Source organism: Trueperella pecoris (assembly GCF_014926385.1).
In the GTDB taxonomy this organism is placed as follows: Bacteria; Actinomycetota; Actinomycetes; order Actinomycetales; family Actinomycetaceae; genus Trueperella; species Trueperella pecoris.
In genome coordinates, this window is record NZ_CP053291.1 from 1,899,709 (window position 1) to 1,912,433 (window position 12,725).

At 64.4% G+C, this 12,725-nt stretch carries 13 protein-coding genes; 3 read left to right on the top strand and 10 right to left on the bottom strand.

Annotation, left to right across the window (positions count from 1 at the left end; translation table 11 throughout):
- Window positions 1-7 precede the first annotated feature (7 nt).
- The 4 genes from HLG82_RS10535 to dnaK are packed head-to-tail and all read right to left on the bottom strand — an operon-like array spanning window position 8 to window position 4,177.
- Window positions 8-526 carry a heat shock protein transcriptional repressor HspR gene (locus tag HLG82_RS10535; protein WP_193326451.1) on the bottom strand — a complete coding sequence of 173 codons (519 nt, stop codon included), beginning with the start codon at window positions 524-526 and terminating at the stop codon, window positions 8-10.
- Between the two features lie 51 nt (window positions 527-577).
- The gene (locus tag HLG82_RS08725) at window positions 578-1,576 is read right to left on the bottom strand and encodes a DnaJ C-terminal domain-containing protein (RefSeq protein ID WP_193326452.1); all 999 of its coding nucleotides are present in this window, start codon (window positions 1,574-1,576) and stop codon (window positions 578-580) included.
- A gap of 38 nt (window positions 1,577-1,614) precedes the next feature.
- Complete coding sequence (locus tag HLG82_RS08730; protein ID WP_193326453.1) at window positions 1,615-2,238, bottom strand: nucleotide exchange factor GrpE; 624 nt, start codon at window positions 2,236-2,238, stop codon at window positions 1,615-1,617.
- A gap of 58 nt (window positions 2,239-2,296) precedes the next feature.
- The gene (gene dnaK, locus HLG82_RS08735; protein ID WP_193326454.1) at window positions 2,297-4,177 is read right to left on the bottom strand and encodes a molecular chaperone DnaK; all 1,881 of its coding nucleotides are present in this window, start codon (window positions 4,175-4,177) and stop codon (window positions 2,297-2,299) included.
- A gap of 253 nt (window positions 4,178-4,430) precedes the next feature.
- Between dnaK and HLG82_RS08740 the strand changes: the two genes are divergently transcribed.
- The 3 genes from HLG82_RS08740 to HLG82_RS08750 all read left to right on the top strand — a co-directional run bounded on the left by HLG82_RS08740 (window position 4,431) and on the right by HLG82_RS08750 (window position 6,895).
- Complete coding sequence (locus HLG82_RS08740) at window positions 4,431-5,531, top strand: quinone-dependent dihydroorotate dehydrogenase (protein WP_193326455.1); 1,101 nt, start codon at window positions 4,431-4,433, stop codon at window positions 5,529-5,531.
- A 185-nt stretch (window positions 5,532-5,716) separates the two neighbouring features.
- A complete protein-coding gene (locus HLG82_RS08745; protein ID WP_193326456.1) occupies window positions 5,717-6,538 on the top strand; it encodes a hypothetical protein in 822 nt (273 codons plus the stop codon).
- Window positions 6,539-6,709: 171 nt separating this feature from the next.
- Entirely contained in the window at window positions 6,710-6,895 is a 186-nt protein-coding gene (locus HLG82_RS08750; protein WP_193326457.1) for a hypothetical protein, read from the top strand.
- Between the two features lie 125 nt (window positions 6,896-7,020).
- Here HLG82_RS08750 and pyrE read toward each other — a convergent pair whose 3' ends face one another.
- The 6 genes from pyrE to HLG82_RS08780 form a co-directional block, all read right to left on the bottom strand.
- Complete coding sequence (gene pyrE / locus HLG82_RS08755) at window positions 7,021-7,599, bottom strand: orotate phosphoribosyltransferase (protein WP_193326458.1); 579 nt, start codon at window positions 7,597-7,599, stop codon at window positions 7,021-7,023.
- A 5-nt stretch (window positions 7,600-7,604) separates the two neighbouring features.
- Window positions 7,605-8,321 (bottom strand): orotidine-5'-phosphate decarboxylase, encoded by a 717-nt coding sequence (gene pyrF / locus HLG82_RS08760; RefSeq protein WP_193326459.1) that lies wholly within the window; start codon window positions 8,319-8,321, stop codon window positions 7,605-7,607.
- Entirely contained in the window at window positions 8,318-9,619 is a 1,302-nt protein-coding gene (locus tag HLG82_RS08765; RefSeq protein ID WP_193326460.1) for a dihydroorotase, read from the bottom strand. The genes pyrF and HLG82_RS08765 overlap by 4 nt, the downstream gene beginning before the upstream one ends.
- A complete protein-coding gene (locus HLG82_RS08770; protein WP_255313879.1) occupies window positions 9,612-10,586 on the bottom strand; it encodes an aspartate carbamoyltransferase catalytic subunit in 975 nt (324 codons plus the stop codon). The genes HLG82_RS08765 and HLG82_RS08770 overlap by 8 nt, the downstream gene beginning before the upstream one ends.
- A complete protein-coding gene (locus tag HLG82_RS08775; RefSeq protein ID WP_216858930.1) occupies window positions 10,583-11,233 on the bottom strand; it encodes a bifunctional pyr operon transcriptional regulator/uracil phosphoribosyltransferase PyrR in 651 nt (216 codons plus the stop codon). Before HLG82_RS08775 ends, HLG82_RS08770 begins: the two co-directional genes overlap by 4 nt.
- A 289-nt stretch (window positions 11,234-11,522) precedes the next feature.
- On the bottom strand, window positions 11,523-12,200 hold the full coding sequence (locus tag HLG82_RS08780; RefSeq protein WP_193326461.1) for a TetR/AcrR family transcriptional regulator: 678 nt from the start codon (window positions 12,198-12,200) through the stop codon (window positions 11,523-11,525).
- Between the last annotated feature and the right edge of the window lie 525 nt (window positions 12,201-12,725).

Below are 12,725 nucleotides of genomic sequence, written 5' to 3' on the forward strand. Positions count from 1 at the left end.
CCGCCACCTAGAACAGGTTCTGCGGGACAAGATAGCGCGGGCGCCACACGACGACGTCGTGCCCGGCCGCACCCCGCTCGCGCGCCACCTGCTCCCGCAATGCCGAACGCAGGTCCTCGAAGCGGTCGGCCATGAGCACGTCGCCAGAGGGACCCGCAGCGAAAACCCGGTTGATGCGCCGGTCATAATGAGTCAGTTCCTCGTGCAGGAAGTCCACGGCGCCGCGAAGCTTGGCGTTCTCGCGCTCAAGCCTGGTACGGGCCCGTTCGGACTTTTCGAGCTGATCCTGAAGATCAAAGATCTTCGCGATACCAGCCAGACTCACGCCCTCTTCCTGGGACAGGCGCTGAATTTCGGCCAGCTTGTCGACGTCGTTGAGAGAGTAGCGCCGGCCCCCGCCACGCGTACGCTGGGCGACCACAAGGCCCATGCGGTCGTATTGGCGCACCGTCTGGGCATGCATGCCCGCGAGCTCGGCCGCCACGGTCACCGACAGGATCGGCGCCGTCCTCGACACCTTAGCCATGTCTGCTCCTCTCCTGCTCGCAGGCCGCCCGCGTGTGCGGGCGGCCTGACCTTAAATCTTCGCCATGTCCTCAAACTCGCGGCGCGGATCGGCCTCGGCCGTCACCTCGCGGAACTGTTCGACCACAGCACGCGCCTCATCGGACAGGCGCTTGGGGACGACGACCTTCAGACGCACATACATGTCACCCTGATCGCCCTTCTTGGGCTGAACCCCCTTGCCGCGCACACGCATCAGCTTATCGGAGCTCGACCCCGCGGGGACCTTGACCTTGACCTTGTTCCCGTACACCGTGGGCACCTCGATCGTCGCACCGAGTGCCGCCTCATCGAACGATACCGGCACGTTGACATAAATGTCCTTGCCCTTGAGCTCATAGACAGGGTGCGGTTCCACGCTGACCTTGACCAGCACGTCGCCCGGCTCGCCGCCGTTCACGCCGGGGCGACCCTTGCCCTTGATACGAATCTTCTGCCCGTCCGTGATGCCCGCAGGGATCTTCGCCGTGACCTTTTCGCCATTGCTGGTCACCGTCACGGTCGTCCCATCGATCGCCTGACGCAACGGGATCGAAATCTCCGCCTGCACGTCAGAGCCACGTTCCGGACGGCGTCGGGAACCAAAGCCCCCAAAGCCGCCGAAGCCGCCCTGACCGTTCGGCTGCGGCGCGCCGCCACCGAACATCTGCGACAGAATGTCCTCGAATCCGGGAGTCGCGTTCCCACCCGTGTTGAAGCGGACGTTGCCGCCGCCGAAGCTGGAGAAGATGTCCTCGAACCCGCCGGCGCCCGACGAGAACCGGGCCCCGCCACCTGCCATCGAACGGATCGCGTCGTACTGCTTGCGATCCTCGGCATTGGACAAAACCTGGTACGCCTCGGAAGCCGCCTTGAACTTCTCTTCGGACGCCTTGTCGCCCGGGTTGCGATCCGGATGGTACTTGCGGGCATAGGTGTTGTATGCCTTCTTGATCTCCGCCTCGCTCGCGTCCTTGTTCAGACCCAGAGCCGCGTAGAAATCTTTCGACATCCAATCCTGGCTAGCTGCCATTATTCACCTCCCTGCGGAACTTCCGCTCCGCCACTTCCCTATTCGGGGGAAACCACGCCCACGCGCGCCGGGCGCACAACCTTCTCGCCCTGCTTGTAGCCAGGCTGAATGATGTGCTGGACCTGTTGGGTTTCAACATCAGACGAGGTTTGGTTCATCAACGCCTCGTGATGCTCGGGATCAAACTCGTCACCGATTTCACCAAAACGCACCAGCCCAAAGTTAGTTGCCAACGTCTGCTCAAGCTTCTCCACCACGGTGCCTGCCGGTCCCGTCAGGTCACCGTGTTCGCGTGCCAGATGTGCATCATCAAGAACGGAGAGCAGATTCTCCAGCACCTTGGTGATGCCAGCATCGTACTGCGTGCGAGCCTCGGCCTTCGAGCGCTTGACGTAGCCGTTGTATTCCTGGCCGAGGTTGTACAGGTCCGCCTTCCGGCGCGCGACCTCCTCCTCCAGTTCGGCCACCCGCAGGAGTGCCTGGTCCAGTTCCGACAGGTCCACGACGCCGTCTTCGCCAGTCACGTCATCTGTCGCGGGTACGTCAGCAGACGCATCCTTGGCGGAGTCGGCGGTGATGTCAGCCGCGTCGGCGGTGGCGTCGACCTGTGGGGCCTCGCCGTCATTGGCCGGCTCGTCGGGTGTGAGATTCTCGTTCGTCATCCCCAGTCCTTTCTGTGGGCAAGGGGCGGCAGCCGAAGCCGCCGCCCCTCACACCGATTTACTTCTTGGAGTCCTCGTCGTCAACAATCTCGGCGTCAACGACGTCCTCGTCCGAAGCTGCCTGGCGTGCAGCATTGGCTGCATCCGTCCAGCCCTCGGCGCCCGGAGCGCCTGCGCCCTCGGCCTGAGCCTGGGCGTACAGCGCCTCGCCAATCTTCTGAGCCTTCGTGTTGAGGTCCTCTTGAGCGGTCTTGATGGCCTCGACGTCGGTGCCCGCCAGCGCCGTCTTGAGCGCTTCAACGGCGGTGCGAACCTCGGTGGTCACCGTGTCATCAAGCTTGTCCTTGTTCTCGTCCAGGAGCTTCTCGATGGAGTAGGCCTGCTGTTCGGCGGTGTTGCGAACCTCAGCCTCTTCCTTGCGCTTGGCGTCCTCGGCCGCGTTCTCCTCGGCTTCCTTGACCATGCGCTCAATGTCTTCCTTCGATAGCCCAGAACCGCCGGTGATGGTCACTGACTGCTCCTTGCCAGTGCCGCGATCCTTCGCGGAGACGTGAACGATTCCGTTCGCGTCGATGTCGAAGGTGACCTCAATCTGGGGCATGCCACGCGGTGCGGGCGCGATGCCGGACAGTTCGAAGGTTCCGAGCAACTTGTTGTCACGGGCGAAGGGACGCTCGCCCTGGTAGACCTGAATGAGCACGGAAGGCTGGTTGTCCTCGGCAGTGGAGAAGACTTCGCTGCGCTTGGTCGGGATAGCCGTGTTGCGCTCGATGAGCTTGGTCATCACGCCGCCCTTGGTCTCGATGCCGAGGGAGAGCGGGGTGACGTCGATGAGGAGCACGTCGGTACGGTCACCGGTGATGACGCCGGCCTGCAGGGCCGCGCCCACAGCCACGACCTCGTCCGGGTTGACGCCCTTGTTCGGCTCGCGGCCGCCCGTGAGCTCCTTGACGACCTCGGTCACGGCCGGCATACGGGTGGAGCCGCCAACCATGACGACGTGATCGATCTCGGACAGCTGGATACCGGCGTCCTCGATGACCTTCTTGAACGGAGCCTTCGTGCGCTCGAGCAGATCGCGAGTCATGTCTTCGAACTTCGCGCGCGTGAGGGTCTCGTCCAAGTGGATCGGGCCGTTTTCCGACATGGACAGGTACTGGAGAGTGATGTTCGTCGAGGTCGCCGAGGACAGTTCCTTCTTCGCCTGCTCAGCGGCCTCCTTCAGGCGCTGGACGGCCACCTTGTCCTTCGACAGATCGACGCCGTAAGCGTTCTTCGTCTGGGTGACCAGCCAATCGACGATGCGCTGATCCCAGTCATCGCCACCAAGCTGGTTATCGCCGGAGGTTGCACGGACCTGGATGATCGAGAAATCGTCATCATCCTTGCCCACTTCGAGCAACGAGACGTCAAACGTGCCGCCACCAAGGTCGAAGACGAGAATCATTTCGTCTTCCTTGCCCTTCTCAAGGCCGTAGGCGAGCGCGGCAGCCGTCGGCTCGTTGACGATGCGCTGGACGTTGAGGCCCGCGATCTGGCCCGCGTCCTTCGTTGCTTGACGCTGGGCGTCATTGAAGTAGGCGGGGACGGTAATGACGGCGTCGGTCACCGACTCACCAAGGTAGGTTTCGGCATCCTTCTTCAGCTTCTGAAGGATGTAGGCCGAGATCTGCTGGGCGTTGTAGCTCTTGCTATCGATGTCAACTGACCAAGTTTCACCCATGTGACGCTTGACCGAGGAGATCGTGCGATCGGGGTTCGCAACAGCCTGACGCTTTGCGATTTCGCCGACGAGCACCTCGCCAGTCTTCGAGAAGCCGACCACCGAAGGGGTGGTGCGCATGCCTTCTGCATTCGCGATGACCGTGGGCTCGCCGCCCTCAAGGACGGAAACCACGGAATTGGTGGTACCAAGATCAATACCAACTGCTCGTGCCATGTTGTTTCTCCTTCTATTGGGCCGAAGCCCACTGGTTAAGAATTGTTCCTCGTACAGGATAAGACGATCGAAAAAGTTTCGTCAAGAACCCTACCCTTTTCTTGAGCCCGTCCCACTCAACTTTGCCGGGCTCGGCGACATTCCCAACGCCGTCCGACAAGCAAGATTCCGCCAAACATCAGGCGAGACATCATTGTTGTGAGTGCAGCAGAGCGATTATGCTTAACGCGGATAGCCAGTCGAAAGGTATGCGATGAACCTCAACGGCATCACCAGATTTGCCAGCCAGACCGTCACGGCCACCGAAGCCATCGGCTACGAACGAGTGTTGCGGCCACTACTCTTCCGTAAGGATCCCGAGGTTATCCACGACCAGATGATGAACGTGCTGTCCCAGGCCGGCCCCCTAGGCAACTTTGGCTCGCAGATCACTAGCAACCTACCGGTTCTGCGAATCCCGGACGCGCCCGTGACCTGCGGGGGTGTGCGCTTCCGCCATCCCGTCATCCTCGCGGCAGGGCTGGATAAGAGCGCCCAGGCCGCACGCATGTGGTCCGCAATCGGCTTCGCCGGCGCAGAACTGGGAACCTTCACCCCGCGCCCGCAACCCGGAAACCCCTCCCCGCGCATGTTCCGCATGCCAGAGGATCACGCAATCATCAACCGCATGGGATTCAACAACCCCGGCGTCGAGAGCGCGGCTGGACTTCTTCGCTCATGGGGAGTTGTGCGCGGCAACAACGCCCTCGGCACGCGCATTGGCATGAGCATCGGCAAGAATAAGACGACGCCGAACGAGGACTTCATCGCCGACTATGCCACCTGCATGCGCGAGGTCAGCGACGTGGCGGACTACGTCGCCATCAATGTGTCGAGCCCGAACACCCCCGGTCTGCGCGACCTCCAAGATCCCGCCGCGCTTCGGGCGCTGCTTCAGGCGCTCAACGACATCCGTGGCACCGAGCCAGATCGACTTCCCCTCTGGCTCAAGATCGCTCCGGACATGGACTGGCCCGCACTTGACGGCATTCTCGAGGCGGCCCAGGACGCCGGCGTCGACGCCATCATCGCAACGAACACAACGAACGCGCGACCGGTGGGCCTACGCTCTCCCATGTCAGCCGAGACCGGCGGGCTCTCCGGCGCGCCACTCACAAAGCGATCGCTCGAGGTCGTGCGCTACGTGGCCGCCCACTCCCGCGTTGACGTGGTTGCCTCGGGCGGCATCATGACGGCTGCCGACGCCCATGCGGCCCTCGCCGCGGGAGCCAAGGCCATCCAGCTCTACACGGGATTCATCTATCGCGGCCCGGCGCTCATCCGAGAAATCGTGGCCGGGATAAGCGCAAACTGAGCCCCAACGCCGGAGCGCTGAGCCCCGTTGCCCGCCGCTTGGCTCCGCCGCCGGTCCCACGTTGACAACGATTTGGTATCAATCTGCCGAATCGCCCACATGAAAGTATCCCCCCATACGATGGAGATACCCGGTCATTACATGGAGGAGGAATCATGGTCGCGTGGGCAAGGAAAGGACGATTGATGGCGGCGTGCGCAGTCCTGACTCTCGCCGCCTGCGCTAGCGGGAAGACTTCCGGCGTCCCATCCGCCAGCCGAAGCATTCCATCTTTGGGCGACGTGCCGACGGTCCAGGCATTCACACAGGCCCCGCCCTTCGTCGAGCCACACACGCGCACCGTCATCGAGGACGTCGAGAAACTCGCACATCCCATCCTCATCTACGAGGGCAAGGCGCCCGCCGAATACGAGCTGCCCATCGTCAGCTCGAGGTACTACGCACTGTGGGACACCAACGACGTCCACCGCGCCTCCATCTACGAACGCGACACCGGCAACCTCGTGAGGGAAGTCAGCATTCCCAACGACGCCCGCCGCTACCTGGGCCGAATCCTCTTCACGGGGACCGACGCCTTCGTCGTCGACAGCCCCGACCTGGCCGACCGCAACACCGAAACCGGCAAGATCAGCCGACTCGACCTCCTCACCGGCGCCTCGACCGAGGTCGCCCCACCGGCGGGCCTTGACTGGTCCTACCTCCCGGAAACGATCGCCGAACACGATGGAACGATCGTAGCCATGGCGCAAAAGCCCGGCACCCGCGAACCATGCCTGGCGAAGATCGAGGGAACGACGGCGTCGGCCATCACTTGCTGGAGCGGCTCTCTGTCAGACCGACTCTCCATCATGCCCGGCCACGTCTCTTCGCTCGTGTGGCCAAGCGATGACCCCGACCTGTGCACCCAGCTCCACCTCACATCCCTCGAAGGCAAGACTCGGGAGATGGGCGACCGCCGCCATTGCCGCTCCTACGATGGGGTAACCCTGCACGGGTGGGACGTTTAGTCGAGCAACGACGTCGGCGTCATCAGCCAAAGCACGGTCTATGCTGATGGCTCCGGTCAGCACCTCCAACTGAGCCGGAAGAACAACCAATCGGGTTCGATGGCCGTTTGCGGCGAGGCCACCTATTGGAAGACGGGCTTCCACTCTCAAGGCAAGAGAACCTACGCGCTCATGCGTTGGGTTCCGGGCATGGAGAACGTTGAGATGATCTTCCGAACCGAGCCAGAGTTCTTACTGAGTCCGCCACGCTGCAACGAAGGAATCCTTTCCTTCGACGTCGCGCGCCATTACGACCCCGAGTTCGGCACCCGCTCGCGCATCTACTACCTCGACACCCGCGAGTTGGATCGCCAATAAGGGGCGTTTCACGAGGTCAAAGCGACGTGGCGCGAACATAACACTCAACATAACACCTAACTTCCCACAGTGTTATGTTAGGTGTTAAGTAGGTGGGAAGTTCGGGGCAGTCGCCGCCGGCACGCCTACAAGCGGCGGCTTCCCGGCGAGTCGATTTCCTCGCCCGCCCCGCACATCGAACATTCAGCCGGCTCCCACGATTCGGTTGGCAGCGCCAGCAACGGGTAGAAGGGCGCGGCAAACTTCCGATCGGTCTTGCGGTCGATGATTGAGACGACGCCGGCAACCTCCGCCCCGGCCTCCTTGACCAGCTCCTCCACTTCGGCCACAGAACCGCCGGTTGTTACGACGTCCTCGACGATCAACACCCGGGCACCGGCCGGGATGTGGAAGGAGCGGCGGAAGCGCATCTTGCCCTCCACCCGCTCGGAAAACACGAAGCGCTTGTGCAGGGCCAGGGCTACGGCAAAGCCGAAGAGCATACCGCCCACCGCCGGGGAGGCCACCAGGTCCACGTCGAGCCCTGCGGGGAGGCGGCGTACCGCCTCCCGCGCGAGCGTCGCGGTCACGTCCGGCGATTCGAGCACCCGCGCACACTGAATGTAAGTGTCCGAGTGTCGTCCGCTCGTGAGCGCAAAATGTCCGTGGGCGATCGCGTCAGTTTCACGCAGCTCCGCCAAAATTTCAAGGTCAGTCAGTGCCATTTTTCCTACCTATAAAGTACCGAATCGATGTCTGTGGAGATCGCCGTGAATGCCCGGGCGGGCTCGTCCGCGGCAGTGATTGGCCGACCGACCACCACGTGGCTTGCTCCCCCGGCCACCGCTGCCGCGGGGGTCGCGACGCGGGACTGGTCGCCGAGCTGCGCGCCTGGCGGCCTCACACCCGGGGTGACGATGAGCGCCTCTGGACCGAGAGCCCCTCGCAGGTGGGGTGCCTCGAGCGGGGAGCAGACGACGCCGTCGGCACCCGCCGCGTAGGAGGCGCGCGCAAGAGCGGCCACCTGGGCGGGCAGGTCTCGCTCGACGCCGATCGACGCCAAGGTCGCCTCGTCCATCGAGGTCAGGACGGTGACGGCCAGGATCGCGGTTGAGGTGGCCCCCGCGCTGGCCAGCCCCTCGCGGGCGGCGCGAATCATGTCCGCGCCGCCCGCCGCGTGCACGGTCAGCAGATCCGCCCCGAGCCTTCCGAGCACGGCACTGGCCTGGCGGACCTGATGGGGAATGTCGTGGAGCTTGAGGTCAAGGAAGACCTTGAATCCGCGATCCTTGAGTTCGGTGACGATGCGCGGGCCCGTCGCATAAAAGAGCGTCATGCCGACCTTGACCCATGCCCCGCGCGGGAGTGTGTCCGCGAGCGCGAGCGCCTCTCCTTCGGACAGGTCGAGGGCGACGATGACGCGTTCGCCTCCGGCAGTCAGTTTCATCGGGTGACCTTTCCGTCGCGATAGGTGAATTCGCCGCGCAAGAGCGTGCCCCAGACGGCGCCGGCGAGCGTGCGCCCCCAGAAGCCGCAGTTGACGGACTTGGAGGCCAAGTGATCGCGGTCTACCGGCGTCGTACCCTCGGGATCGAAGATGCACAGCGAGGCGTCGGCCCCCTCCTCGATGGCGAGCGGCGCCAAGCGCAGGATCTGACGCGGGCGGATCGCCATGAGCGTGACGAGGCGATTCCAGTCGATGCGTCCCGTTCGCACCAGCCCGTTGAACACCGCCGGCAGCGAGGTTTCCAGGCCGATCATGCCGAAGGGTGCGCGTTCGAATTCGAGGTCCTTTTCGTGGGCGGCGTGTGGGGCGTGGTCAGTGGAGATGACGTCGATCGTCCCATCCACCACGGCCTGCGCGAGCACCTGCGCGTCCGTACCCGCCCGCAACGGCGGGTTGACCTTGTAATACGTCTCGTATTCGGTGCTGATGTCGTCCTCGGTGAGGAAGAGGTGATGTGGGGTTGCTTCGGCGGTCACGTTCAGCCCCCGAGCCTTCGCCGCACGCACGGCCTCCACGCCCGCCGCGGTCGAGATGTGACCCACGTGCAGGCGCCCGCCGGTGAGTTCGGCGAGTTCGATGTCGCGCAGGATCTGGACCACCTCGCCCTGCGACGGCCACCCTGCCAGCCCGAGCCGGGTCGAGGCCACGCCCTCGTTGACGACGCCGTCGCCCACCAGCCCCTCGTCCTGCGAGTGAGTGATCACCGGGCAGTCCCAGAGTTTGGCGTAGTCGAGCGCGAGGCGCATGAGGCCAGAGTGCTGGATCCCGTGCCCGTCGTCGGAGAAGGCGACCGCGCCGGCGCTAGCCATGTCACCCATCTCCGACAGCTCCTTGCCTCCGAGGCCCTTGCTGACGGCGCCGATGGGGAAGATGTCAACAAGGCCGATCTCCTTGCCGCGCTGAATCTGGGTGAGGACCAGCTGCGCGCGATCAACCACGGGTTCGGTGTTGGCCATCGTGGCAACGCCCGTGAATCCGCCGCGGGCTGCCGCCCGCGAGCCCGTCTCAATATCCTCCTTGTGCTCGAGCCCCGGCTCGCGGAAGTGCACGTGCATGTCGAACAGGCCCGGCATGATGATCTTCCCGCTTAGGTCGATGCGCTCGGCGTCGGCCCAGCCGGCCTCCTCGCCGTCAAAACTCACCGCGGCGATACGGCCATCCCGGACGAAAATTGTGCCGACGGCGTCGTACCCCTTCTGGGGATCGACGATGCGGGCACCTACAAGAACCTTAGACATTGAGCAGCTCCTTAACTGGCTGGGCGGGCAGATCCTCGCGGTTGGCGAGGAGAAGTTCCATGACGGCCATGCGCACGGCCACACCCGAGTTGACCTGGTCGTTGATGCGGGAGGCGACGGCGTCGGCCACCTCCGAGGTGACCTCCACGCCGCGATTCATCGGGCCCGGATGCATGAGGATCGTGTGCGGGGCCAACGAGGCCACCCGACGCTCGTCCATCCCCCAGAAACGGGCGTACTCGCGAAGCGACGGCAAAAGCTGGAGGCTGCCCAGCCGCTCGAGCTGGATGCGCAGGAGGTAGACGACGTCAGCGCCGGCAAGGGCCTCGTCGATGCTGCGCGCCACCTCGACCCCGAGCACGTCGGGCCGGGCTGGCATGAAGGCCGGCGGGCCAGCAACCACCACGCTCGCCCCCATCCGATTCAACACGCGGGCCAGGGAGCCCACCACGCGCGAATGCGCGATGTCCCCCACGATCGCCACGCGCAGTCCCTCGATGTGGCCGAAGCTCGTGCGCATCGTGTGCAGATCGAGCAGGGCCTGGGTGGGATGCTCGTGCTTGCCGTCCCCGGCGTTAACCACGCTGCCGCGGATGTTGCGGCGCATCACCTGCGGGGTGCCGGCAGCCCGGGCCCGCACCACCACCATGTCCGTATCCATCGCGTCCAGGGTCAACGCCGTATCCACCAGCGACTCCCCCTTCACAATCGAGGAGACCGAACCCGAAATGTTGATCACGTCCGCGCCCAGCCGCTTACCTGCGATCTCGAAGGACGTGCGGGTGCGCGTGGACGACTCCAGGAAAAGGTTGACGATCGTGTACCCGCGCAGCGAGCCGTGCTTCTTCGCCGCCGCGCTGGTCGCGTTGAGCTCCCGGTGAGTATCGGCGCGATCGAGGATCGTGGCGATGTCCTCGAGGGTGAGGTCATCCATGCTCATCAAGTGTCGGGTGGATAGCATGCTCATCGGGCCACCTCCACCACGTCCACGGCGGTGCGTGCGTCGGTCGGCTCCACATTGACCACAACCTTCTGCCCCGCGCTCGTCGGCACATTCTTCCCCACAAAGTCCGCCCGGATCGGCAATTCGCGATGGCCCCGGTCCACGAGGGTCGCCAGCCAAATTCGCGCCGGCCTTCCTGCCGACAGCAGCGCATCCATCGCCGCTCGCGCCGTCCGCCCGGTGTAAAGCACGTCGTCCACGAGCACGGCCTTCTTCCCCGTCAGGTCCGGAACCGGGTTCACGACGCCGTCGGCCCGCGTCTCGCCGTCACCCCGCGTCTCGCCGTCCCCGCCCTTGTCGGCCGGTGCGGCCGGTGCGGGGTGCTTGGTGGGTGCGGCGTGGGTGGCCGGTGCGGGGTGCGCCGGGGCCTGTTCGGACGCGAGCCGGACTGCGGCGTCGTCGCGGAAATTCGTGATATCCAGGTGGACGACCGGCACCTCCACCCCCTCAATCTGTTTGATCATCACGGCCAAGAGGCGGGCCAGCGTGTCGCCGCGGTTGATGATGCCAACCAGGACGAGGTCGTCGGTGCCGTGGGTCGATTCAAGGATTTCGTGAGCAATGCGTGTCAGCGAGCGACCCATTGCCGGGCCGTCCATCACGGTCGTCATGGCATTCCTTCCGCTCGAGCGTAGGCGGCGGCAAGGGCTCACGCACGGGCCTCACCTCCCGGCGGGTATCAAAAAAGCCCCGCCAAAAGGCAGGGCAAAGCGCTCACGCGTGGCGTCTTGCCGGTTCTCTGACCGCCTTAAAGACGTCTTGAGCCTAGCACGCGGGGGTGGGGTGATGTCGAGCGCTTTAACCCACTCGCCGCGTGGCGTGCGGCACGGGGCGTGGGGGCGGGTGCAGGTTACTGGCGTGGGGGTACGGACGGCACATGGCGTGCGACACAGGGCGCCGCTACAGGTGCGGCTTGTTGTATGCCTCCGCCACAATGTCGGAGACCAGGCGGGAGCGTCGCAGCGAGAGTGAGCCATCGGCCTGGAAGCGAGCCAGCTGCCACGGCGGCGCGAGAGAAAGATAGGTATTGACGACGACGTCGGGACTCTCTTTCATCCCCGTACTCAGCCACGACACGAGAACCGACACAAGGTTATACACCTGCTGGGTGGAGGCCATCTCAGTCCACAACTCCGACACGGATTCGCCCTCGAGCCGAGATTTGAATTCGTCCACGTACGCGGCGAAGGTCAAGGTCAGGCGCCGGGTAATGTGGCCGACGATCACCGGCTGACCCTCCCCACCAAAAAGCGCGCCAAGAATCTGCCGGTGGTTGAGCAACTCGGTCAGCATGCGAATATAGATCTCGCGCCAGCGCAGAAGGTAATCATCGCTTGCGGTGGCGATAGCCCCGGTGAGCTCGTCGAGGAAAGGCTGAAGGATATCAACGACGGCGTCCGCAATGAACTGCGCCGGTGAGTCTCCGTGCTGGTAGAAGGTCGTCCGAGAAATGCCGGCCTCGCGGGAAAGCTCGGCCACCGTGATGGCATCAGCAGGCTTGGCCAGCGCGAGCCGCAGCGCGGCATCGTTGAGCTGGGCACGCACGCGCACATAACGCGGATCGTTGACGTCTGCCATCTGCGTTTCCTTCCCGTCTCAACGGCTTGGGCGGCTCTTGGGCCGCTTGGCTGCCGCGCCACCGGGCCGCCGCCGGGCCGCCGCCGGGCCGCCCCGGCGAGTTGGCCGTCCGCGCTGTACTAACCTGCAGGCCGCCCAGCCACCGCAACGTCCGCGCTGTACCAAGGTGCCCGCCGCTGTATTAATCTGGCGCATTTTAATACAGCGGCAATCAGCTTAATGGTGCACGGGCGTCGTGGGTCGGTGTCAGAGCCTCCCACCGCTCCACCGATGACCCGATTTCCACATCCTATAGCCGAATGCGGCGAAGGGAAGCGGGCAATAGTCCTTACTGGCGGCCGGGCCCTGCCCACAACCGTTGTCCGGCTGCCGGCGCTGTAGTAACCTGCACGCCACCCGCGCCACCACGCGCCCGCTCCGCCACGGCGCCCACGCGAAGCTCTCCAACAAAGCGGGTGGCCCCGCGACGTCAAAGTCGCGGGGCCAAGACTGAACCGATCAGGCGGCAATCAGGCACCTAGGGCC

Excerpts from the sequence above, each read along its gene's own strand:
- HLG82_RS08765 (WP_193326460.1), bottom strand. The coding sequence starts at position 9,619 with ATGTCTAAGGTTCTTGTAGGTGCCCGCATCGTCGATCCCCAGAAGGGG.
- HLG82_RS08745 (WP_193326456.1), top strand. The coding sequence starts at position 5,717 with ATGGCGGCGTGCGCAGTCCTGACTCTCGCCGCCTGCGCTAGCGGGAAG.
- HLG82_RS08775 (WP_216858930.1), bottom strand. The coding sequence starts at position 11,233 with ATGACGACCGTGATGGACGGCCCGGCAATGGGTCGCTCGCTGACACGC.
- HLG82_RS08730 (WP_193326453.1), bottom strand. The coding sequence starts at position 2,238 with ATGACGAACGAGAATCTCACACCCGACGAGCCGGCCAATGACGGCGAG.
- HLG82_RS08725 (WP_193326452.1), bottom strand. The coding sequence starts at position 1,576 with ATGGCAGCTAGCCAGGATTGGATGTCGAAAGATTTCTACGCGGCTCTG.
- HLG82_RS08770 (WP_255313879.1), bottom strand. The coding sequence starts at position 10,586 with ATGAGCATGCTATCCACCCGACACTTGATGAGCATGGATGACCTCACC.
- dnaK (WP_193326454.1), bottom strand. The coding sequence starts at position 4,177 with ATGGCACGAGCAGTTGGTATTGATCTTGGTACCACCAATTCCGTGGTT.
- pyrE (WP_193326458.1), bottom strand. The coding sequence starts at position 7,599 with ATGGCACTGACTGACCTTGAAATTTTGGCGGAGCTGCGTGAAACTGAC.
- HLG82_RS08780 (WP_193326461.1), bottom strand. The coding sequence starts at position 12,200 with ATGGCAGACGTCAACGATCCGCGTTATGTGCGCGTGCGTGCCCAGCTC.
- pyrF (WP_193326459.1), bottom strand. The coding sequence starts at position 8,321 with ATGAAACTGACTGCCGGAGGCGAACGCGTCATCGTCGCCCTCGACCTG.
- HLG82_RS08750 (WP_193326457.1), top strand. The coding sequence starts at position 6,710 with ATGCGTTGGGTTCCGGGCATGGAGAACGTTGAGATGATCTTCCGAACC.
- HLG82_RS10535 (WP_193326451.1), bottom strand. The coding sequence starts at position 526 with ATGGCTAAGGTGTCGAGGACGGCGCCGATCCTGTCGGTGACCGTGGCG.
- HLG82_RS08740 (WP_193326455.1), top strand. The coding sequence starts at position 4,431 with ATGAACCTCAACGGCATCACCAGATTTGCCAGCCAGACCGTCACGGCC.